The 21499-nt window shown below is 48.2% G+C and carries 18 protein-coding genes; 9 read left to right on the forward strand and 9 right to left on the reverse strand.

What is annotated here, in order from left to right:
- Nucleotides 1–48: 48 nt before the first annotated feature.
- Both QMK55_RS01105 and QMK55_RS01110 read right to left on the reverse strand, forming a co-directional pair.
- Nucleotides 49–2175, reverse strand: a complete 2127-nt coding sequence (locus QMK55_RS01105; RefSeq protein WP_320328454.1) for a HAMP domain-containing sensor histidine kinase — start codon at nt 2173–2175, stop codon at nt 49–51.
- Nucleotides 2163–2840, reverse strand: a complete 678-nt coding sequence (locus QMK55_RS01110; protein ID WP_320328455.1) for a response regulator transcription factor — start codon at nt 2838–2840, stop codon at nt 2163–2165. The genes QMK55_RS01105 and QMK55_RS01110 overlap by 13 nt, the downstream gene beginning before the upstream one ends.
- 251 nt (nt 2841–3091) lie before the next feature.
- Between QMK55_RS01110 and QMK55_RS01115 the strand changes: the two genes are divergently transcribed.
- The 6 genes from QMK55_RS01115 to QMK55_RS01140 all read left to right on the forward strand — a co-directional run bounded on the left by QMK55_RS01115 (nt 3092) and on the right by QMK55_RS01140 (nt 8650).
- On the forward strand, nt 3092–4102 hold the full coding sequence (locus tag QMK55_RS01115) for a CBASS cGAMP-activated phospholipase (protein ID WP_320328456.1): 1011 nt from the start codon (nt 3092–3094) through the stop codon (nt 4100–4102).
- Nucleotides 4096–5292 (forward strand): CBASS cGAMP synthase, encoded by a 1197-nt coding sequence (locus QMK55_RS01120; RefSeq protein ID WP_320328457.1) that lies wholly within the window; start codon nt 4096–4098, stop codon nt 5290–5292. The genes QMK55_RS01115 and QMK55_RS01120 overlap by 7 nt, the downstream gene beginning before the upstream one ends.
- A gap of 1 nt (nt 5293) precedes the next feature.
- Complete coding sequence (locus QMK55_RS01125) at nt 5294–7012, forward strand: ThiF family adenylyltransferase (protein ID WP_320328458.1); 1719 nt, start codon at nt 5294–5296, stop codon at nt 7010–7012.
- Nucleotides 7013–7038: 26 nt separating this feature from the next.
- The gene (locus tag QMK55_RS01130; RefSeq protein WP_320328459.1) at nt 7039–7470 is read left to right on the forward strand and encodes a Mov34/MPN/PAD-1 family protein; all 432 of its coding nucleotides are present in this window, start codon (nt 7039–7041) and stop codon (nt 7468–7470) included.
- Between the two features lie 101 nt (nt 7471–7571).
- Nucleotides 7572–8036 (forward strand): hypothetical protein, encoded by a 465-nt coding sequence (locus QMK55_RS01135; protein ID WP_320328460.1) that lies wholly within the window; start codon nt 7572–7574, stop codon nt 8034–8036.
- 449 nt (nt 8037–8485) lie between these two features.
- A complete protein-coding gene (locus QMK55_RS01140) occupies nt 8486–8650 on the forward strand; it encodes a hypothetical protein (protein ID WP_320328461.1) in 165 nt (54 codons plus the stop codon).
- A 324-nt stretch (nt 8651–8974) separates the two neighbouring features.
- Here QMK55_RS01140 and QMK55_RS01145 read toward each other — a convergent pair whose 3' ends face one another.
- The 7 genes from QMK55_RS01145 to QMK55_RS01175 all read right to left on the reverse strand — a co-directional run bounded on the left by QMK55_RS01145 (nt 8975) and on the right by QMK55_RS01175 (nt 17815).
- Nucleotides 8975–9376 (reverse strand): hypothetical protein, encoded by a 402-nt coding sequence (locus QMK55_RS01145; RefSeq protein WP_320328462.1) that lies wholly within the window; start codon nt 9374–9376, stop codon nt 8975–8977.
- Nucleotides 9373–9609 carry a hypothetical protein gene (locus QMK55_RS01150; protein ID WP_320328463.1) on the reverse strand — a complete coding sequence of 79 codons (237 nt, stop codon included), beginning with the start codon at nt 9607–9609 and terminating at the stop codon, nt 9373–9375. Before QMK55_RS01150 ends, QMK55_RS01145 begins: the two co-directional genes overlap by 4 nt.
- Before the next feature lie 20 nt (nt 9610–9629).
- Entirely contained in the window at nt 9630–10322 is a 693-nt protein-coding gene (locus QMK55_RS01155) for an ImmA/IrrE family metallo-endopeptidase (RefSeq protein ID WP_320328464.1), read from the reverse strand.
- A gap of 1004 nt (nt 10323–11326) precedes the next feature.
- On the reverse strand, nt 11327–11731 hold the full coding sequence (locus tag QMK55_RS01160) for a DUF4279 domain-containing protein (protein ID WP_320328465.1): 405 nt from the start codon (nt 11729–11731) through the stop codon (nt 11327–11329).
- A 9-nt stretch (nt 11732–11740) separates the two neighbouring features.
- On the reverse strand, nt 11741–14392 hold the full coding sequence (locus QMK55_RS01165) for an RHS repeat-associated core domain-containing protein (RefSeq protein ID WP_320328466.1): 2652 nt from the start codon (nt 14390–14392) through the stop codon (nt 11741–11743).
- Between the two features lie 82 nt (nt 14393–14474).
- A complete protein-coding gene (locus QMK55_RS01170; RefSeq protein WP_320328467.1) occupies nt 14475–15908 on the reverse strand; it encodes a DUF6531 domain-containing protein in 1434 nt (477 codons plus the stop codon).
- Between the two features lie 338 nt (nt 15909–16246).
- Nucleotides 16247–17815 (reverse strand): DUF6531 domain-containing protein, encoded by a 1569-nt coding sequence (locus QMK55_RS01175; RefSeq protein ID WP_320328468.1) that lies wholly within the window; start codon nt 17813–17815, stop codon nt 16247–16249.
- Nucleotides 17816–18140: 325 nt separating this feature from the next.
- Here QMK55_RS01175 and gspE point away from each other — a divergent pair, with 325 nt between their 5' ends.
- The 3 genes from gspE to gspG are packed head-to-tail and all read left to right on the forward strand — an operon-like array spanning nt 18141 to nt 21494.
- Entirely contained in the window at nt 18141–19844 is a 1704-nt protein-coding gene (gene gspE / locus QMK55_RS01180; RefSeq protein ID WP_413787263.1) for a type II secretion system ATPase GspE, read from the forward strand.
- Between the two features lie 2 nt (nt 19845–19846).
- Nucleotides 19847–21058 carry a type II secretion system F family protein gene (locus tag QMK55_RS01185; RefSeq protein WP_320328470.1) on the forward strand — a complete coding sequence of 404 codons (1212 nt, stop codon included), beginning with the start codon at nt 19847–19849 and terminating at the stop codon, nt 21056–21058.
- A gap of 13 nt (nt 21059–21071) precedes the next feature.
- Nucleotides 21072–21494, forward strand: a complete 423-nt coding sequence (gene gspG / locus QMK55_RS01190) for a type II secretion system major pseudopilin GspG (RefSeq protein ID WP_320328471.1) — start codon at nt 21072–21074, stop codon at nt 21492–21494.
- The last annotated feature ends 5 nt before the right edge of the window (nt 21495–21499 follow it).

The following is a 21499-nucleotide window of genomic DNA, read 5'->3' on the forward strand; positions in this document are numbered from 1 at the left end:
AATCTAAGCGTTATACTTTCTATCGATCTCGACTGGCATGACAGAAGCTCACGAGCTTCCACCTAATGGTACCCACTCAACGCAGGGGAACCTCATTTCAAATCGAACTCCGTCTACAGTATTGACTGCATTTAACGTCCCACCCATGAGCGAAACGTACGTATTGGCCATGTAGAGTCCTTGACCCAAATGCTCATCCTTCCCTGAGCGCGCAGACACCCCGTATTCAAAAATTTCTTCAATAGGGTTATTTGGAATGCATGGGCCTGTATTATGGACAGTTACAAGCACATCGCCCCCCACAAGTTCGACGCTAAAAAAAATAGAGGTGCCAAGCACTCTAAAATCATTTGCATTATTTAAAATAGCTGTGAGAGCGGACTCCAACATATCGCCATCTGCCATGATAATCGCAGAGGAAGCTTGCCCGACGTACACAACATCACTGACTGACGACTCCGAGGCATTAACCAAATACTCAACAACATCTTCCTTGGTAATATTGCCATTTAATGAACTCATCGCTTCCTGAGGAGTTTTCAGATTTAGATTGTCACCATTATCCTGCCCCAACGTTCCGCCATATAAATTTTGCACTGCAAATGAAATCCTGCGAACATAACGAGCACTCGGATCACTTTCATCATTATGACGCAGCAAAAGGTCTTGCAGGGGAGACTTGATCTCATGACCAATGGCTTGCAAGAGCTTCTGTTCCGACTTCGCCCGTTCGACAGCGCTACGACTGTAGGCCAGTACCTCTTCATGCAAATCTAAAATATTTCGCCACAACACACCAACTTCACTTTGGCTTTCCTTGATTTCGAATGGGAGCGTAAGATCTTGGCCAACTTTAAACCGCTCTTTTATATGTAAGGTATTTCGCCTAACGCGGTAAAGCGGTGTCAAGACGAATACGCGAAGAACAACATAAGCCACAATGAGCGCTATCATCAAAAGAATCGAAAGCATGATGATAGACTGGGCAGCCGCACGCCATCCGCCCAAGACGCTAGACGCATCTCCGTGAATAGCCACACTCCGTCCACCCGGCAAAAACGCGACCTCATTAACTTGGATTTTCGGAACAATAACTTTTATAATTAAATCTGTTAGTCGATCTAAAATCCCAAATGGGAAACGCTGCCTTACTATCGGGCTGTCTGTATCCGGATGCTTTACCAAAAAACTGCTGCCATCCGACAAGTTGAATGTTAAAGATTCTCCTGGTGTCAAGTAGTTCCCCATTTTTCTAAAAGAGAAAACCGTATCTGGATCTGCCATCGATGAGTCCAACACGATCCTGCTCTCACCGTTCGCCTCCTTACCAATCAGCTTTACAGAAACTCGCGCCTCGGATAGATCCTTGGGAGGCCAAATGGCTCCATCAGACGCTTGATTAGCATGCACGGCGTCATCTGCAAAAATGGATATTGGAATTTGAAAAATGAACTCGAAGCGATCGGTTCCGATCTTATCGCTGACTTTAAGGGCCCGCCCCCTAATTTGCGGCTCACGCGAGTATGCCCATCTGTCCCTAGTGCCAATTTTGAACCCCGTCAAACTCCAAGCAGGAGATAGATAGGGAACTTTAGAGCTACTCTGCCTATTAACCTCATCAAAGGTTATGACGAATTTACTTGCAACACCTCGCACATTTACTTCCACTAGGAAATAATCACCCGTACGAGGATCCTCAATATAAACCGGAGAGGACAACCCGTTACCTTTATGGAAAGTTCCCCTAACGTATGCAACAGCACCTAGAGCCTTATTAGAAAGTATACCCACGCACAGTTTATCTTGAGGGGAAAGAAGACTTGAAAAGCTACATCCAAGTAGAGGCTTTATGTCTTCCACATGCCCAGGAGTAACATTTATATATTCCAGCGGAATTTTAAAAACCGGTACACCAAAAATATCGGGAGCTGAATACCCTGCATTATCCAGCTGGATTCTCCCATCAATAGAATCGAACTCATAAACGATTCGCTGCAGATTTCTTTGAACGTTCGATCTATACTGTTGAAACACAGACCCAAAGCTCACATTGAGCGCAAAATATGTTCCAAATATCACAACAAAAAACAAAATAATAAGAACACCAACAATATAAATCCTGAAAGTAGCCTTATTTAAATTGTTTCTTACTTTTCGTAAGTCTAGTCCACCCACCGCACGCCCTTCATTCTGACGACATGAATATGATCCTTGACCTCGCCAACATCCTTCAGTGCGTCACGGATATTTTTTATATGCTGCCGAATCGCTTCTTTATTTTTACCAGTTCTCACTAGATCAAAAAGTGCCTCGTAGGGAACGAGCTCACCCTTTGCCTTATAAAAGCGATTCAACATTACTTTAGCGGTTTCAGGCAGATTCAGCCTTTTCCCCTTATAACTCGCTTTTGCCGTATCAGGATCTATCGAAAAGTCGTCTTCAACGTCTTCAACTTGCGAGTTTTGCTCGGTTCGCAACACTCGCATGGCTGCAGCCAAAAAAGACTGGCCATCTGGCGCAATAGGTTTTTCCAGATAGTCCCACACATCAAGTTCATACATGATTGAGCGATAGACGGATGAATCTAGTCCCGAAACGACCATAACAGGACTTCTAAAACATTTTGAATTTTCGCTTATAATACCTACACCGGCATTTCTTTCGGGAGGAAGTTCAATATCCAAGACGATCAATGAATAATTATTTTCTTTGATCGCAGCCTGCGCCGAGGCTCTGTCAAAAAATTGTTCTACCTGCGTTTCGCCATTGAGCTTACGGCAGAAATCCGCAAGAGCATTGTTCACGGTTTCCGAATCTTCAATTATCGCAATTCTGTACATCTGGCCCTCCTCAGAAAAAACCGCTCCATCCTATAGTTCTTTATATTCCTTGCCAAATCAACACACAAAACGTGAGCAAATACTCACGCTCAGTATATTTCGATCACATTACGTAGTTTCATGAACGGAAAGACAGCCGACGCAGGCGAAACTTACTAAACACTACACCAAACTCCATTTTTCGCTCACGATGATCCCGGTAAATTGCGACTAATCGTGCTCCCCATACGCAGCACCGGAGATTAGTCTAAATGTCATCAGATCGCTTTCAGGTTTTAGCACTATCAGGCGGGGGGTACAGAGGGCTGTACACCGCGACCATATTGGCAGAGGTCGAACGCGAAATCGGCGGCCCCATCTCTCGCCATTTCGATCTCATTGCCGGAACATCGATTGGCGGCATCCTGGCACTCGCCATCGCATCAGAGATTCCTGCTCAAGCAATCGTAGACCTCTTTAAAAAGCATGGAGAGGCGATCTTCAACCCCCGCACGAGCATGCCGATCTTTAAATCCACGTTCAGCAGCGATGAGCTTAAAAAGCAAATATCAACGCCTGAAATGCTGGGCACCAAGCTTCTTGGTGATTGCCTGCACCCGGTCGTCATCCCGTCGATCAATTATTCGACGGGCAAGCCAGTGCTGTTCAAAACCCCGCACCATGAAAGCTTTCGCCGTGACCACCAACACTCAATGGTGGACATAGCCCTCGCCACCAGTGCGGCTCCAACCTACTTTCCGCGTCATCAGTTCCAACACAACCAATACGTCGATGGCGGGTTGTTTGCCAACGCCCCTGGTCTTCTCGCGCTCCATGAAGCCGAAACGTTTTTCGACGTAGCCAGCTCGGACATTCATCTCCTGTCCATCGGGACGATGTCGTCCAAATTTACAGTGAACCCAAAAAACAACCGTGAGGGCGGTGCCATGGACTGGGGCGGAGGCAATCCCCTGAAAGCAGCACAGCGGCTGTTTGGCTTGTCGATTTCCGTTCAAGAGTCGCTCTGCGACTTCATGCTGCAGCACAAGCTCGGCTCACGCTACATGCATGTCGACGAAGATCTCACAGACGATCGCTCCAAGGCGGTCGCCCTAGACAAAGCGGACATCCACGCGCAGGAAGTGCTCATCGGCTCTGGCCTTGAGAAAGCCAAAACATGCCTTGGAAAAACGGACTTCATGGAGTTCCTTGCGCACCAAGCTCGTCCAATAAACTTTTACTACGGCAACAACGCAACACGTCAGGAGCCTGAAACATGCTGAACCTTACGAAGCTGTTTTTCTCTTCCGCTAACGACATCGTTTTCAGCGACAAAATCGCGCCCACGGACGAGCAGCGTGACTTTCTGACCCAATGCCGGACAAAAATTCGTGAGTATTTGAAGCCCGCGATTGCCAACGCGACCGTCGCTGTACTGGGTATGGAAAAGCGTGTGGAGCCTCGGTTCAGAACGCAAGGTTCCTGGTCGTATAAAACTTGTATCCAACCTGCGCACCCTGACAAACAGGAAATTGACCTGGACTATGGCGTCTACCTGCCTGTGGATGTTTGGCAGGAAAACGGCCCGCCAGCGGCGATGGCCAAAAAGTACTTCGACCTGGTTGAAACGCTTTTGCAGGTTCTTTGCGCTCAGGAAGGATGGAGGCTGATAACCGGCACCGATGCCAAAGATACCTGCATCCGGATAGATGTCTGCTCGTGGGCACACATTGACATTCCGCTGTACGCCGCGCCGATTGAGGAGTTCAATAAGGTTGTCGAGCGCACAGTTGCACTCAGCAACGAGCGGCGTTCGATGGTTTTTGACAGTGTTAACGGAAGCGAAAGCTTTGAGGTGTTAGCGAAGGCTATCGCTCAGACATGGGACGATCTTGACACCATCATGCTCGCATCTCGGTCTGGTTTGTGGAGGGCATCAGACCCTGAAGATGTTGCCAAATGGATCAGAGACCAAGTCGCACGCTTTGATGATCTGGGTAATCAGTTCCTTCGCGTATGTCGGTACGCCAAAGCCTGGCGTGACTTCCACTGGAAATCTCGCGGGCCAACCTCCATTTCGTTGATGATCGCGATTGCGCAGAGCTTCGAAGGTAAACGGGGCCGCGATGATATTGCTTTCGAGAATGCTGCCAACGCTCTGTCCACAGCACTGAGTGCTGAAATTCGCGAGCCCGGGATTGATGACGGCGCAGAGGACTTCAACCGCTTAAACGAGGAAGAACGCGACGAAGCCTCAAGTAAAGCCGAGGATCTGGCCGTGGCGCTCAGAAGAGCCAGAGGGTGCCAGGAGTACCAAAAGCATCAGGCATTGCAGATCATCTCAGGTCAGCTCGGTGAGCGAATCCCATCGAACACAAATCTGATTGATATTGAAAGCGCCACGGAAATTGTGCGTTCAACCGCACCTGCCGTAGTGCCTGCCCCTCGTGTACCGAACACTTCCGCAGGTTGATATGGAATTTGAAGGCCTTGGCGATGTGCTTCGCTACATGCATGGACTGGGCTTCAAAACCCGTCCGACCAAGAATGGGGTGCGCCGTTTTCTTGGAACATTGACGTCCATCGCTGGGCCAGTTCCCATTGAATTGGCCGTGGCCGATTGGGATTTTCTTGTCTACCCGAAAATCCGGATTACAGAGAAGCCTTCTTTTCTGCCGATTCGAATGGCGCACTCAGTGGTCGGTGGCGACTTTTGCTACTTGGCTGAAGGATCTGTAGTGCTCGATCGATACAATCCGACTGGAGCAGTCGCTTTTTGCTTGCAGCAAGCCACAAGCCTTATCGACCAACTCATCAGCAACCCCGCAAAAAGCCAAGCTGACATCCAAGCAGAGTTTCAGTCCTATTGGGCAGGATCGAGCGCGGGGACACTGCTCCCAATTGGATTGTCTGAACTAACATCAGCAAACGACACAGCTAAGGCATACAGACTGTCCCCCAAAGGGCCATTTGGCGACATCATTACCACCAGCAAAGAAGCTGCGGATCGGATCGCCCTCTCTTGGGGCGCAAGCGTCCAACCACTTGAGACACAATCTTGCTGGCTTTTCCGGACAACTACGCGACCGGACACTTCCGTAGCACTCCCATGGACAGTCAAGGAGACGTTGACTTGGCTGAAAACGTGGGACAATTCACTCTATACCGCACTGCAAAGGCGGATTGAAGCTGACACGTCGATTTTGAACTCAAGCCGAATTTATATACTGATTGATTCGCCTGTAGGGTGGATCGGATTTGGCTTTACAGTCAACAAGCGTTACATCACCAAAGCAACTACCAAAGGGGCTGCGGGGAGCCGAAAATTTGCGGGTAAAGCATACTTTCAATATCTCCATCGAGTCGGCGGATCAGAGCAGATATTACGTCTCCTTACGACAGATCTTAGTGCGAACTTTGTACACACGCGAAACCTGTCGGGCTCACTGAAAAACGGGCTGTCCGGGCTGAAAATTGCACTACTTGGGTGTGGTTCGGTCGGAGGATATGTCGCTCAAGCATTGACGCGACTGGGCGCTGGTACAGAAGGCGGCGTGCTCACGCTGATCGACAGTCAGTTTTTGGCGCCTGAAAACATAGGTCGACACGCTCTCGGGTTTAACGCGTTGCTCAAGCGTAAAACTCAAGCCTTGAAGGATGAGCTTGATTTGCAGTTCCCCTACAGCAACATCGAGTCTCGGCCTATCGCAATAACACCCAAACTCGATTACTCCAGCTTCGATCTCATCATCAATGCGACCGGTGAAGAACCCCTTTCAGAAATGTTGAATGCGCTACGCATTAGCAATGAAAGGACATTTCCTCCAGTCTTGCATGCATGGATCAAGGGTAATGGCGAATGTGTTCAAGCGTTATGGACTGACTCATTGAAACACGGTTGCTTCCGCTGCTTGCGGCGGTATGACCCTGGGAACGAAATGACGGAACGATTTCCAGTGCTCAATAACGATGTGGAAAAGGGATTTCGCGCTTGCCAACACTTTACACCGTACGCAGTGTCCGCATCGCTATCTGCTGCTGCCTTGGTCACAGACATGTTGATTGACTGGAAAAAGAATGGCAGCCCAAGCCCTAGGTTTCGAACCAGAGCAGTGGAAAACGCAGACACCCGCAAAATAAAGAACCAAGACATTACACCGCTGAGTAACTGTCCCGCATGCGCGAAGAAATAATTCTCACGGCCCCGGAGCTACAGGGGATGTACATCCTCGTCGAAAGCAATGTTCTGGACGTCATATGTGCTTATCGTCAAGACAGTAAAACGAAGCACGAAGCTGGAGGTACGCTGATGGGATATCGATCAGGTCAGCACCTTCATGTCTTGCGCGCGACAGTCCCCATGCCCCTAGATCGAAGCTCACGGGTCAGTTTTGAACGCTTGGATCCTGGTCATCAGCTTACCGTGACAAGGGCTTGGGAAGATAGCCAGGGCCGCATTGATTACCTGGGAGACTGGCATACACACCCGCAATTAAATCCATCACCTTCTTGCATCGACTACAACGAGTGGAGAAAACTCGGTTTGACCCTGAACAAACCATTGCTCTTCATAATTGTGGGGGAGCGCGAAAAGATTTTTTCAGCCTATCACGTGAATCAAAGAACAGTACCTCTAACTCGTAGCGGATAAAGTTAGCCCTACCTGTTACTTGCCTTTTCTACCGCTTAGCCAGTATTTTTAATTCACTCAAAACTCCAATCAACACAAAATACCCTAATGGAGAAAACTAAATGAACACCCTGCCCCCGCCCTCAGAAGTCGCACAATCTGAAATCAATCCGACGACAAGTTTTGGCTCAGGAATGGTAAGGCTTCTCTCAATACTCTTTGACAAACCCACATACTCAGGACTATTTAAAGCCGGTACTGTTTCAATAGGAGTATATTTAATCGGAATGTCGCAAACCGCATTGACAATATACGACAAAGAAATTGACGCATACACCGAAAAGTACAAATTTGAAGCGAACACTCAGCTCGTTCTGGATCAGACAGACTGCAGAACACTTTCCAACTACCGAGCTGAATGCTTTATCGCTCAGCATAAAATAAACTCGTCTAGCGCATCATTAGAGGCACTCAAAGCTGTAACTGATGCAGCTAAAACCGCTAGCATTTTATGCTTTACTTTTTCAGTTTTTTTCTTCCTTTCTTCACCATTTGTCAGCTTTATTCACTCTAAAAAAGACTCATGAACTCAACAATAAATAGTCCCAGATCAACCCTGCAGAGCTGTGGCCATCATCAGGACAAGCTTCACACCAAAAGAGGCCTGTCAGGATGTCGTGGATGACTGGGAATCCATCACCTTCGATTTAGTATCAAACCGGGCCGTGAAGATTGCCGTCAATTGGAGGTCGGCGGCAATCAATGCGACGCCTTTCGGCTCAGAACTCGCCTTCAGTTAGTTCCAAGGAGATACAGTTTGGCAACGCAATGGAGGCACGCGATACCACAGGAATTCCTGGAAAGACTGCCCTAAACAGGGGATGGGGGGATTCGATTAGCTGTTGAACACAGCATGCTAAGCATGCCGGTTTCCATAGCCACGATCGAGATATACAACTGTCATATTGCTCAGTTACGCTCGGTCGCGTAGTGGCACCACAACCTCAATATGCCACTACCCTCCAGGAAATCGGACATGGGTAAAATTGCGGTTGCGTTGATTGTGGTAATAGCCGTTTTGGTCTATGCGCTGGTAGAGGGGCCTCAAGCGGCTCAACCGCCTTTATTCATGGCCATTTTGGCTTGTACGGCGGCACTCGGCGCTCTGATACATATTTATGGGCCTCCCTCTACTGATTGAGAGAACGCCAGCAACACCTAGCTAGATGAGTCTGGCAGGTTCTACCATTGCCTCTTCACCAATCCGGTTGCAACACATCGAAGGGTGGCTTACTCGCTGCCCCGCTACCTGGCTAACCTCGCAATACCTGCCTTTCGGAACAAGCTTCTGCTCATCGCGGTAGAGGATTATCTGCAGGATCGGCACTGTTAGAGAGAGGCACACTCTTCATTCACAGAGGCAGCCGGCTGAATGTCATGGCCCCAACGTTCAGCGCTATGCCTGAGAAACCCAAAAAACCTCGGATTCCCCTCTCCCGTTCTCCGTCGTCCATCTCAGTTTGACCTAATATCGAAGCGGACTCGACATATGGAAGCTTGCCAAGAGTTTCACCGTGCTGCGAGGCTTGAGCTCGGGACATGGCAAGAGATCAACCGCCCTGACCAACGGATTATCGGGACAATCGATCAACTCCAGATCAACATCAAAAGCACTCCCCTGCCCCGTATTTGTGATGATGAAATAGCTTGTTTTAGCCAAGCTTGTGATATGCACACCCAGTTGCGGAACCGCTTTGTCCAGCTTGGCGATATCGAGTGAATCAATCTGTCTTAGGGCGAGTTCGGAAGTGATCTTGGCAAGGTCTTCCTGAACCTGGCCCAGTTTACGGCCACGAACCAAAGACACGGTGGACACCACGAGAGCGAGGAGAGACGCCAATAGCGTCAACGTCTCATACAGGGTCATTTGAACTTGCCCTTGAACATGCCTTCCAGCATTTTTTCAACCTCAGCTTTGATTTCGGGAATTACGACCTCCATCGCCTGATCGAGTCCCACTTGGCCGATGTCGTCCAGTGGAAAAGACTGTGTGCAAGTCACGCAGGTGACCCAATCTCCGTCGGTCAAAACCTGCGGCTGTTCGAATTGAGTACCACCGCATTGTGGACATTGAATGGTGTGCTGCTCGGAAATGTTCATGTCGGTCTCCAGGTTGGATGTCATGGCCACACCACCAGTCCCAGCTCTTTGATCCGAAGCGCCATCGCGCTGTCGGAGACCCGAAATTGTTTAGCCAGGGAATTCATTCTTCGGCCACCAAAGTTTTCACAGCGAGCCAAGGCAAACTCGCGATCCAGAGAGCCCTGCGAAGCATATTGCAACGAGTCAGGATCGTTGTGGTTCAGGTGGAAGGACGTCGTTTCGGTAAACTTAAAGGCGCTTTTGCATCCAAACTGCGCTTCAAAATGCGCCATCAGAAGGTTCGGCGGCATGAGAAAGCATGCGGCGAAATAATCCGCCTCTCGTTCAATGTCTGATCTATGACCGGCATTGGCAGAGCCGTCCAGTGGACGGTCACGGAGCATGATCTGACCCTCGTGCAGAATGAAGTGACCCACTTCATGAGCGCCAGTAAACCGCTGAACTTGCTCCGGGTAGGCCATCGAAATGGCAATTTTGTTGGCCTGGCGATCGATGAGTCCCGCGATGCCTGGGCCCTGGCCAGAACGCATGAATCTGGAGGATCCCAAGTTTGGAAGCATCAAGTATTCAACATCGAGCAGGTACGCTGCAGCATCGGGCTCCAGCATTTGTAGGGGCATTAGCTGTCGATCAGGCCACAGCATTTCCTTCTGCTTCCAAATTTCCCGCTGCAGCAGAGCGACGTCTTGTTGAATACTTGATCTATTCATGAAAGAAAACACCACATGATGTGCCTTATATAAAATTAAAGCACAACATGTAGATTTGGCAATTTTTTGGATCCGCATTTATCAGTTTTTTATCGCGATCCGGATCATGAGTAGCGAGACGCTCTAGCTTGTGACTCAGGGCTCGGTACAAAGACGCGCAGGCAATGCCAGGGGTTTCAGCGTGACGATCACGCGGCGAGCCTCGGACTGCCATACGCCTGTATACAGGCGCTCGGCGGTTGGACGGTGGCGGGCTCTAACGCACCAAGGTGCCCTAAACAATCGCTCACACGCCCATGAGTCATGTGAACTTTGGGACTAGAGCCGGAATTGTTATAGAGGTGGACGACAGATGAAGCTATTAAATGCCTGGCAGAGCCAAAACACCCAAACCGAAAGTTAGCAGCAAGTAAGCTTTAAAATCTGCGGCTGCGCTTGAATGCGACGAGTGCCTCGAGCGACTGAGCGACACTCATCCCCTCTCGCTCTTTATTGATAACAAAGTCCGCATCGAACGTAGCAGGATCACTCTCCGTAAAGTCTGGATAACCCGCTTCGGCATGCTTTCGTGCGTTATCAATTACCGATTGCAGCCCCTCACTCTCCGCGAGTGACATTGTCTTTGCACGATCCAATAGCGGTGCTCCAGTCAATGATCAGGAGCCAATCATAGAACAAGCCGATCGGAGTGGGATTACAGAAAATGGCAGGCCGAACGCAACGCGATTGTTTGCCTCACCAGCGTGGGCAACGCGACAAACTTTGTCCAATCTTCAATCAGTGATTGAAGGCTACAATAAACACATCAAGAATGGCCGGAATCTCGAACCCCAGCAAGCGAAGGTAGTCAACATGGCTCGCAGGAATGACCGTCCTGGATGACCCATCACGGCTCTGGATCAGTTTCATTGATATACTAACGACGTTAGCCTTATCCGGAATAGAGAAGACCATGATTAAAACCAAGAAACCTCATTAAGAATAAAATATTCTAGCCTAGACTCTTAACCATAAATATCCAAGCTCAGATCAATACCCAACGCACCTAATCGCTCTAAGAGATTATACCTTATAACCTCCCCCGAATTCCCCGAGACATACAAACCAACAAAAAACTCAGCTTTCCCTCCTGACTCAGCTAGCTGTCGAAAACTTACTGATTTTTCTTCAAGCATACTAACTTGCTCAGAAATAAACTCACTTAGACTGCCAACACGCTTTTGACATAGCAAGTAAGAACAAGCATTAGTCTCATAGGAACCTGATAGTTCTCGCCCACTAGGTGCTATTCTTTTTTCGCCTGAGACATGCTTCCACTTTGGAACCATCCCAAGCTGAGTACTCGCCGAATCTGGATCAAACCTAGCTCCAGAGAGCCGAAGCGAAACAGTGAAGGAGTAAGGATTCATCGCAGCCTCCTAAGGTAGATAGTCTGTAATTGGGCCATTATTTACTGCATTACCATCCGAATCGCCAGTTATAACATCGCCATTAGGTGCAACACCTGTCCAGTCCTGAGGGCCCGCAAATACTCCATCCTTCACTCCGTGAAGGTCATCTTTATCAAGTCCTGGATATTTATCAATCGGAATAGTTCCAGGAGGGCAGCCTTTGGGTTTCGAGCCCTGAATAGGCTTTGCTAACATCGGCGGAGATAGCTGCTGAAGAATTATCTCTACCGCACCAACGCCCAGCACTGCGCCCCCAACGCCTACCCCCCCTCCCCCAGGGCCGTAAACAAGAGTGCTGCCAGTCGAGTTTAACCCATACGTATCTATATAGCGAAGCGGATTTGCTGCAGCATAAACATATGTATTGATACCACCTCTCAGCCCAATAAGATCACTCTCAATGTACCGACCAATACTTTGATCATAATCTCTAAAATAATTGTAGTTTAGCTGCGCTTGCTGATCATAAAACTGCCCAGGGAAACGCAGCGGAATGTGAGTCTGAACTCCATTCCCATCAACATCTTCATTCGGGAGCGCATTGCCATATGCATCACTGTTCCAGCTCCAAACAACACCTTGATCCGTACTGGCCAGGCGCGGAGTATTCAAGTGATCCGGATGCAGATAAATCAACTGGCCGCCATTATGAGAGCCATTCGCATAGGTGAGTTCTACCTGCGCCAGTGGCATGCCATGCAGCCATATCCAATAGCGTGTTAAGGTTCTTTGCCCGGTCGAATTATAATTTGCCTGACCAATAAGATTTCCATCACGACCATACAGATAGACGCTGCCATTCAGCAGGGCGCCGCTTACAGGGTCATAATTTAATTGAATGCTTCGCTGCCCCTGTGCATTATAACCGTAAGTGGCAACCTTTTGGTTGCCCGCTTGATAAACTGCATTCATTCGCCCAGATGCATCATAGGAATAATTCAGACCGTTGATGTGCTGCTGAATATTGCCAGTTGCATCGTAGACAAGTTGAGAGCCATTAACTGTCGCCAAGCGGTTACTATCCAACGCAATAGTAGCCTCTTGTGTCTCACTGATGTTGCCAGTACCAAGGTTTAATGTTGTGCGCAAGGTGCGATTACCAGAAGCATCCAGGACATAGTCCTTTTGCGTACTGACTGCCTGCTCACGTGTAAGGCGGTTCAAGGCATCATACTGGTATTGCACGCCTTCCCAGAGGCTGCTTTGTTGGCTAGTAATGTTGCCTACCGCATCGTAGCCATACTGATGCTGCCAAGTGCCGACGTTCTGCGTAGTGAGCTGATAATCTTGATCATACGTTCGGTTCAACGCAAAACCGTTGCCCCATGTCAATTGTTTAACCGGGCCGAACGGGACATAGCTGATGTTGCTAGCTATTGGATAGGCATCTCCTAAAAACACTGCTGTGATAGCATTTATTTGGCCAGAACTATCACGCGCATAATTTAAAACTATGTCATCAGGATAGTTATAACTTACCAGCCGCCCTGCACTATCGTAACCATAGCTTTGACTAGTACTTACATCGAGCCCATCCAACTTCAGAACACTATCCTGAGCAATAAGCAACCCACGACTATCATACTTATATGACACAGTACCGCTTGCATCTTGAACACCTGTAAGACGCCCGATGCCCTTATTATCCGTAGCGCTTGCATCATAGGTGTACAGTACATCCAATTCTGGACTTGATGGATAGCGCTGCGCCGTCAGACGATTGAGGGCATCGTACTGATAGGTTGTGATCAAACCCCGAGCATCGGTTTTTTGTGTGACATTGCCACCATCATCGTAAACGTAGGTCGAAGTGCCGCTATCAGGGCTTTTCACCTGTAGGACACGACCATAACTGTCATACACATATTGTGTCGTGACACCGCGAGGATCCACAAACTGGGTGATATTATTACCAGCGTTATAGGTTAGCGCACTGACACCACTCAAGGGATCCACCACTTGAGTTACTCGACCCAAGGCATCAAATGCCTGCGTAGTGGCATTACTCCGCGCGTCCGTCTGCTTTATACGTTGGTTGTTCAGATCGTAAGCGTAGCGCGTCGTTTGCCCACTTGCCCCAACCAGGGTAAGCAACCGCCCCAATTCGTCATATGTACGCTGCTGTAGACGAGTTAGGCCGCCACTCGCGTCCTTTACCTGCACAACCGTGCGGTTACCCATTGCATCCAGGGTATAGGTTCGAGTTTCACCGAGAGCATTTGCAACGCTGATCAGGCGTCGTGCGTCATCATAGGAGTAAGCAAGAAAACTGCCGTCCGGTAACGTGGTACGCGTGAGGTCACCTACGGCATTGTAGCTGTACTGAGTGGTGGATCCAGCCGTGCTACTGGATGCCAACCAGCCCTGTGGGGTATAGCCTAATATCGTAACCACCCCATTGGGATCAGTCACCGACTGCGCATGCCCCTGATTATCAAAATTGGCCAATGTCACAACCTGGCCCAGCGCATTGGTGATTGTGGTTAGATTGCCCTGGGGATCGTATGCATAGCTTGTAACATCCGATACATCCGTACGCGGCCCATCGATGCTTGCAACCTGACCAAGGCTTGTATACGTATAATTAATAGTATTATCAGCTGACGCAGACTGAACCATGACAAAACTTGCTAGCATCGAGATTAGAAGACTAAGCCGAAGCGCAGGACTCGACATGACAATACCCTCATCAATATTTAATTTAGTTTCCTTTAACTATCCGACTTAGAGCCCGACCCTTATCATCATAAGTATAAATAGCAGTATGCTCCGATTCAGTAATTTTTGTGGGCAAAGGGAGAGATGGATCCCATTCGGTTTTAACCATTCTTGTCAAAGAGGTGCCACTCGCCTCTTCACGGCTCACTTCAAGTCCTCGATCATTATAGGTGTATGAAGTAACAACCCCCAACGCATCCGTCTTAGTCAATATCTGACCTTCAGGACTATAGGTATAGCTAGAGTTGCTAGCCGGACAGTTTGGTGAGGGTTCTCCATCAACTGATGACACACGCCTCACTCCATCGTACGATACCGCTTGATATTTTACTTTTTTTCCAAGCTCATTAGTCACCACCGATGAGCCATCATTGTTATATACGATAGAAACCGCACCAATTCCTGCTGTATCACTGAAAACAGCTCGATCCTGGTCATCGTAATCCCAAGTAGCATAACGAATCCCCCTTTCGTCAATCACGCCGGTCAGCAGTCTTGGCTTTCCTGGTTTCTCATATAAATAAGTTTTATTGAGCACGCTTGTACCGCGAGTCTTTGTCACGCCTGTAAAAAATGCTTTAGTGTCAGTCTGATACGTAAAAGTCACACCCGGAAACACAGCGGATTTCAAAGCGACGTATCCATTTGTATTGTCAGTCGCCAACGTTGCCGAGTCACCCAAGGAGCTTGTGATAGTTACAGTGCTATACCAAGAAGAGTAGCTAAGCGATACCTCATTATAGGGCTTAGAGACTTTTGTAAGCTGCCCAAGGCTATTAAAGTAGCTCGACTCATTTCCGATGCTGACAATTTTCCACCCGCTACCAGTCGCGGTTAAGCGACCCGCACCTTTTGGCCCAACCCACGAGCCTCCTATTAAGTTAAAAGAAATCTTCTCTCCATCATCAGAGATCAAATCTATACGCGTGCTTTTTATATAAAGATTTCGTGAGTAACTGTACGTCCACGACCCGACAACACTATTGTAGAATCTCCTAAAAACTAGCCCTCGCCCCCCCTCATAATCATTTTCAACAAAGTATTCATTGCCATTCAAAGGGTTAATCGGATCTGTAACGAACACATTCTCAACACCACATAAAGAGCTTGCCCCTCCCGCCTTAGTTAGGTCGTCAGGCACCACTCCAGCGTACTGATCAATCGTTCTGGAATAAAAGGTGCCATACCACGGCGTATAATATCCATAAGAATATGCGCCAGTCGTGCTATAAGGATTTACGCCAAGTACACACTGCTCACCAGCGCCAAAAAGTATCACGAATGATTTTTGATAACCTAGACAATCGCTATATGCCTCTGCGTTAGTTGTTGCCCAACTCGACGAACACGCCAACCCGAAAGAAATCAGCATCACTGCTGTTATTATCTTGCATCTATTAATAATGTTATTTTTCACTGAACAGCCTCCCTGCGACACCTTGAACCAGGAATGACAATATCTCCCAACTTTTCTGCCTCAACAAAACGGCTTCAACATTTCGTACTTAGCCTAGCACTGCAAAATCAGACATAGACTCACAAATAAAATCTATAGGACTGCAGCCCCTTCCAAAAAAACACTGGAAGCGTCATATTGTTCACCCTCAAACCAACCACCCCAATCACTTCAACAAATCAACAGCAAAACCTATCGCAAAAAAACACCCTATCGACAACATAGACACAGCATCTGACGACTGCACGAAATAATATGTAATGCCACCTCCAAAAAAATACAAAGCCAGCCCATGAGAATTAATTACTAGTCACCTGAACAGACAGCGGCCTACCCTGAGTATCATAATTTAATATTGTCTTTCTTGTCGGCTCGACAATTTTCCTCTTCAAAGGCAATACCGGATCCCACTCAGTGCTAATCGTTCTTTCCTGTGCAGTGCCCGCCCCTTCAACGCGAACGATCTCCTGCCCCCGGTCATTATATGAATAGCTTGTTAGGTGACCTTCCGCGTCGGTCTTGGTTGCTACTAACCCGCGAGAGTCGTATGTGTATGATGAGTTACTATAAGGGCAATTTGGCGAGGGTTGCCCAACAATTGAAACAACCCTCTTTACACCTTGCATTAAGCTGAATTGATAAACGGTCGACTTGCCGAGCTCATTAACAACAGTAACCGACCCATCATCATTATAAACAATATTTGTTCGTCCCACCCCACCAGCACGCTCGCTAGAAACAGCCCGCCCAATATCATCATATGACCAGCTCGAACTTCGCACTCCTCTCTGATCGACTAGACCAACCAAAAGCTTCTTATCAGTTCCAGGCTTATAAAGATAGCTTCTTCTTTCGAGAGGCTCAGCAGCCTGCCTCTGATAATCGACAGAAGCTAACTCACCTTGATCATTGTAGTTATATTTAATTTTCAGCCCTGGCGCGTCTACCGACAATAATTGAGCTACACCATACTCCGTCAAAGTAAGTACCCTACCAAAGCTATCGGTCACATTAACCGTGGTGCCTGACCTTTCAATGCTTACACTGCGCCCGAACGCATCAACTTTACCTATAAGTCGCGCCCAGTCGCTAAATTTCAGAACCTCGTTTTCAGGAGATGTGTAGATCCACCCCCCATCAGGTGTATTTTGCAAAGTTCCAAGCTCTGTAGACTCGGGCGTAATAACAGACCCCGCGCGTGAAAACTTTATCTGCCTCCCGTCACCTAGGGTGATCAGCACCATCTCCGGAGTTAAAAACATACTTTGAGAATAGGAATGCCTCCAAACTCCATCTTTACTATTATAATATCGCACAACCTCCAGGGGAGAGTTGCTAGACGCCGGATAATCTTTTTCAACCTGGAACTTATTACCCGTTGCAAAATTTACAGGATTACCTACAAAAGTATTAGACTCACATCCTTGAAATGGAGGAATACCCAACTGCTTTCTTGGCATTTCTCCAGACGTTGACTCACAACGACCATTATTTGGATTAAACTCATTGCCGGGGTCACACTGAGTTCCATAGCGCGCAATCACTACACCTTGGGAGGTATAAATTTCAGGATTATAGGGGCTTCGAGCCTTGAACTCACACTGCGCTATGATTGGATTAATGTAAAGATAATCAAGCTTTGTAAAATGCAAAGTCTCCTTGTATAAAAGATCTTGAGACCAAGGCCACGCCCCTGGCGCGTATTCAACTTCGACTGCTTCTTTGCAGGCTGACATTATATCTGGCTGCGGGGTGATTGTTGAACGAAAACCAATCCACATATTTTCAGCACTACAAGGCATTCCATATGCTAAAAAAAGCAGTGTAGCTCCGATAGCTCCAAAGCTTTTCGAATCGACACCTCGCATAGAGCCTCCTTGCCAGCCTGATTACAAGCGATATCAACTGAATAAAAAGTTATAGCCACTCTTTACAGGTTCGCAATTTTTTTTATGAAAATGCGACAAAATCCGCAAGCGCGTGCTACAGATGCATAAGGAATAATCTAGAAATTACACCATCTGATTAAGGGCTAGCTCTACTGGGCAGCAGGTAGATCAGATGTTAAAGCGCAGACCGTTTTGCATGCTAAGGATCTGAATTTATGAAGATATTTGAGTTTCTATACGCCATTCCAATCAGAACCCGCACGCGTACAGCGAGCACCCATCACTCTCCCCAATTGGCGTGGCCTTGATCTTGACGGGAACCCTTGATCCAGCTGAAGCCGTCATTCAATGGCTTTTAGAATCAGGCCGCCTTAAGCAGTCGGATGTGGACAGAGCACAGCAGTTGCAGCTGAGCCACCACACCCAGGAGCTGACCGAGATACTGCTGTCTCTAGGAGTCGTATCAGAGCAGGATCTAGCATTGGCCTGGTCAACGATATTCAATGTACCTTTATTATATTCAGCAGAGATATTAGAAAGCAGTATTAATTTACCAGAATTATCCTTACGTTTTTTAAAGCATCATTGCATGGTGCCTTTATCGAAAGAACACGGTGAGCTGCACGTACTCATTGCAAATCCAACATTGCACCGAGCTCTGAAGGCACTCACGTATGCCTGCGATTGCAGTATACGAATATCGATCGGATTAAGAAGTGAAATTGAAGATTTGATCGAGCGGTTTTATGGTCGTGGGCGAACAGCAATGGGAACCTTAATTGAAAATTTAGACATAAACATCGAGGAACAATCAGCGGATATCGAACACCTGAAAGATCTCGCTTCAGAGGCACCTGTTATCCGACTAGTGAATTTACTGTTGCAGCGAGCGGTTGAACAGAGGGCGTCTGACATCCACGTTGAACCCTTTGAAAGCGAGTTGAAAGTCCGGTATCGGATTGATGGGGTACTACACCTTGCCGAAGCACCGCCCGTGAGTTCTTCTGCTGCTGTCATTTCTCGAATCAAGATCATGGCCAAGCTAGATATAGCCGAACGACGCCTCCCGCAGGATGGCCGCATCATGCTTCGAATTCAGGGAAAAGAGCTCGACTTGCGAGTATCCACCGTTCCCACCAGCTTTGGCGAATCGGTAGTGATGCGCTTGTTGGATCGCCAGACCGTTTCTTTTGAGTTTCCTAGCCTAGGTTTCGACGGAGAACGACTTGATAAATTTTTAGAGGTACTTGACCGACCTCACGGAATTCTATTGGTAACCGGCCCTACAGGTTCGGGAAAAACCACGACCCTCTACACTGCTCTATCGCGTCTTAATACGCCAGAAAGGAAGATTATTACAGTCGAAGACCCCGTTGAGTACCAGCTTGACGGTATCAATCAGATTCAGGTTAAACCAGTAATAGGATTGGATTTTTCTGGAGTGCTGCGCTCAATCGTACGTCAGGATCCCGATGTCATCATGATCGGTGAAATGCGAGATCTGGAAACATGCAGGATTGCTATCCAATCATCCCTCACCGGACACATGGTGCTTTCGACGTTGCACACCAACAGTGCCGCAGCAAGCATCACCAGACTCTTGGATATGGGTGTGGAAAGCTACCTGATTGCGTCTACAGTGAACGCTATTCTGGCACAGCGACTCGTACGCAGACTTATACCAGATTGGCGAGAAGTGTTCGAGGCGACACCTGAGATCATTGCAGAGCATCAACTCGATAAGTACACAGACGCCAGGCCCATACGTCTCTATCGCCCTATGAAAAATGCGCCTGACAACGGGTACCGAGGACGCAGCGCCCTAACCGAACTCCTGGTGATGAACGATGAGCTGCGCTCCTTGTTAATGCGCCACGCAGATGCAGCAACTCTTGAGGCCGCTGCTCGCACATCAGGACTTCGTACACTTTATGAAGATGGATTGCGTCAAGCCTTAGCTGGAGTCACCAGCCTAGAGGAAGTACTTCGAGTCACACGCAGTGAGTGAGTATGCAGCAATTTAGATACCGAGCATTAGACTCAAGCGGCAGTGCTGTCGAAGGCCTGCTTGATGCCAACACTGCTGAAGACGCTGCCACTCAGTTGCAAGAGCTAGGCTTGCTTGTGCTTCAGGTGGCACCGTCAAATGACATCACTCGCCTTAGTCTAGGAGGGTGGCTCAATCCTCTTCCCTTGAACGGGACGGAGTTAGCTCGTTTTACACAGCAACTGGCCACCTTAATTGGAGCAGGCCAGCCTTTAGAGCGCGCATTGAGCACGCTTGTGCGCCAACCTAGCAATCCCCAGGCTCGGCAGTTGCTCGAACGCGTCCGTGATCGCGTGAAAGCTGGACAGACGCTCTCACACGCAATGTCATTGGAAGGCATTCAGTTCCCGCCTCTCTACCTTAGTCTGATAAAGGCGGGCGAAGCAGGTGGAGCGTTAGGTATGGCGCTTGGTCAATTGACAGCATACCTGGAGCGTACACTGAAGGTTAGGGGCGAGGTCATCAATGCATTGATCTACCCTGCGTTTCTACTTATCGGAGTGCTCGGATCACTCTTGTTATTACTAGCTTACGTAGTTCCTCAATTTGTTCCCATTTTTTCCAACCTTGGCGTTCCAATCCCCTTAATCACAGAAGCGATACTCAGTCTTGGGCAGTTCTTAGCGGACTATGGGTTGTATGTGGCGCTGCTGATCGCTGGAGCTATTTTGCTAATAGGTAAGCACTTACGAAGCATTGAGGGGCGACGCAGATGGCATAAACGCATGCTTCAGTGGTGGGTGGCAGGGCCCTTGCTTTTAAAACTGGAAACGGCCCGGCTAGCACGCACCCTTGGCACACTTCTGAGCCAAGGCGTACCGCTGATAGCTTCATTTGATATCACCTTACAAGTCTGTAAAAACCAATCGATCCGTGAAGCCTTAGAGCGAGCAATCTTGAAAGTAAAAGACGGGGGTCGTCTTTCAACCACACTTGAAGCGGAGAATATCTTTCCTGACTTGGCAATCCAGATGATTCAGGTCGGAGAGGAAACTGGCACACTCGACACAATGCTGCTCAAGGTGGGATCGATATATGAAGATGATGCTAAGCGCAACATAGATCTGCTTTTGGCTGCATTAGTACCCACATTGACCCTAATAATGGCCACGCTGGTGGCTGTCATCATGTTGGCGATCATGCTTCCGTTGATGAGTCTGACCAGCAATATATGAATGGAAGCTGACGATGAAACGAATGCAATCGTTCTCCCCAATAAGCCGTGGTTTCACCCTTTTAGAAATGCTTGCGGTAATCGTATTGATCGGCGTGATTGCCACTATTGTCGTCCGCCAAATTGGGGGAAACGTAGATAAGGGGAAATACGGTGCTGGCAAGGCACAACTTGCTAGCCTTTCAATGAAAATTGAAAGCTATGGATTGGATATCGGCTCTCCACCTAAAGACCTCTCCGACCTGACTACCAAGCCGACCACAGCAAGGAGCTGGAATGGGCCTTATGCCAAGCCTAGCGAACTAAAGGATCCCTTTGGAAATGATTTTGGTTACCAGTACCCCGGGGAGCACGGCCCTTTCGATCTAATATTTTATGGTAAGGATGGGCGACTTGGAGGCGAGGGATACAACGCCGATGTCGGCAACTGGGAATGAGAGTT

This window comes from Pseudomonas sp. P8_229, assembly GCF_034008635.1.
In the GTDB taxonomy this organism is placed as follows: Bacteria; Pseudomonadota; Gammaproteobacteria; order Pseudomonadales; family Pseudomonadaceae; genus Aquipseudomonas.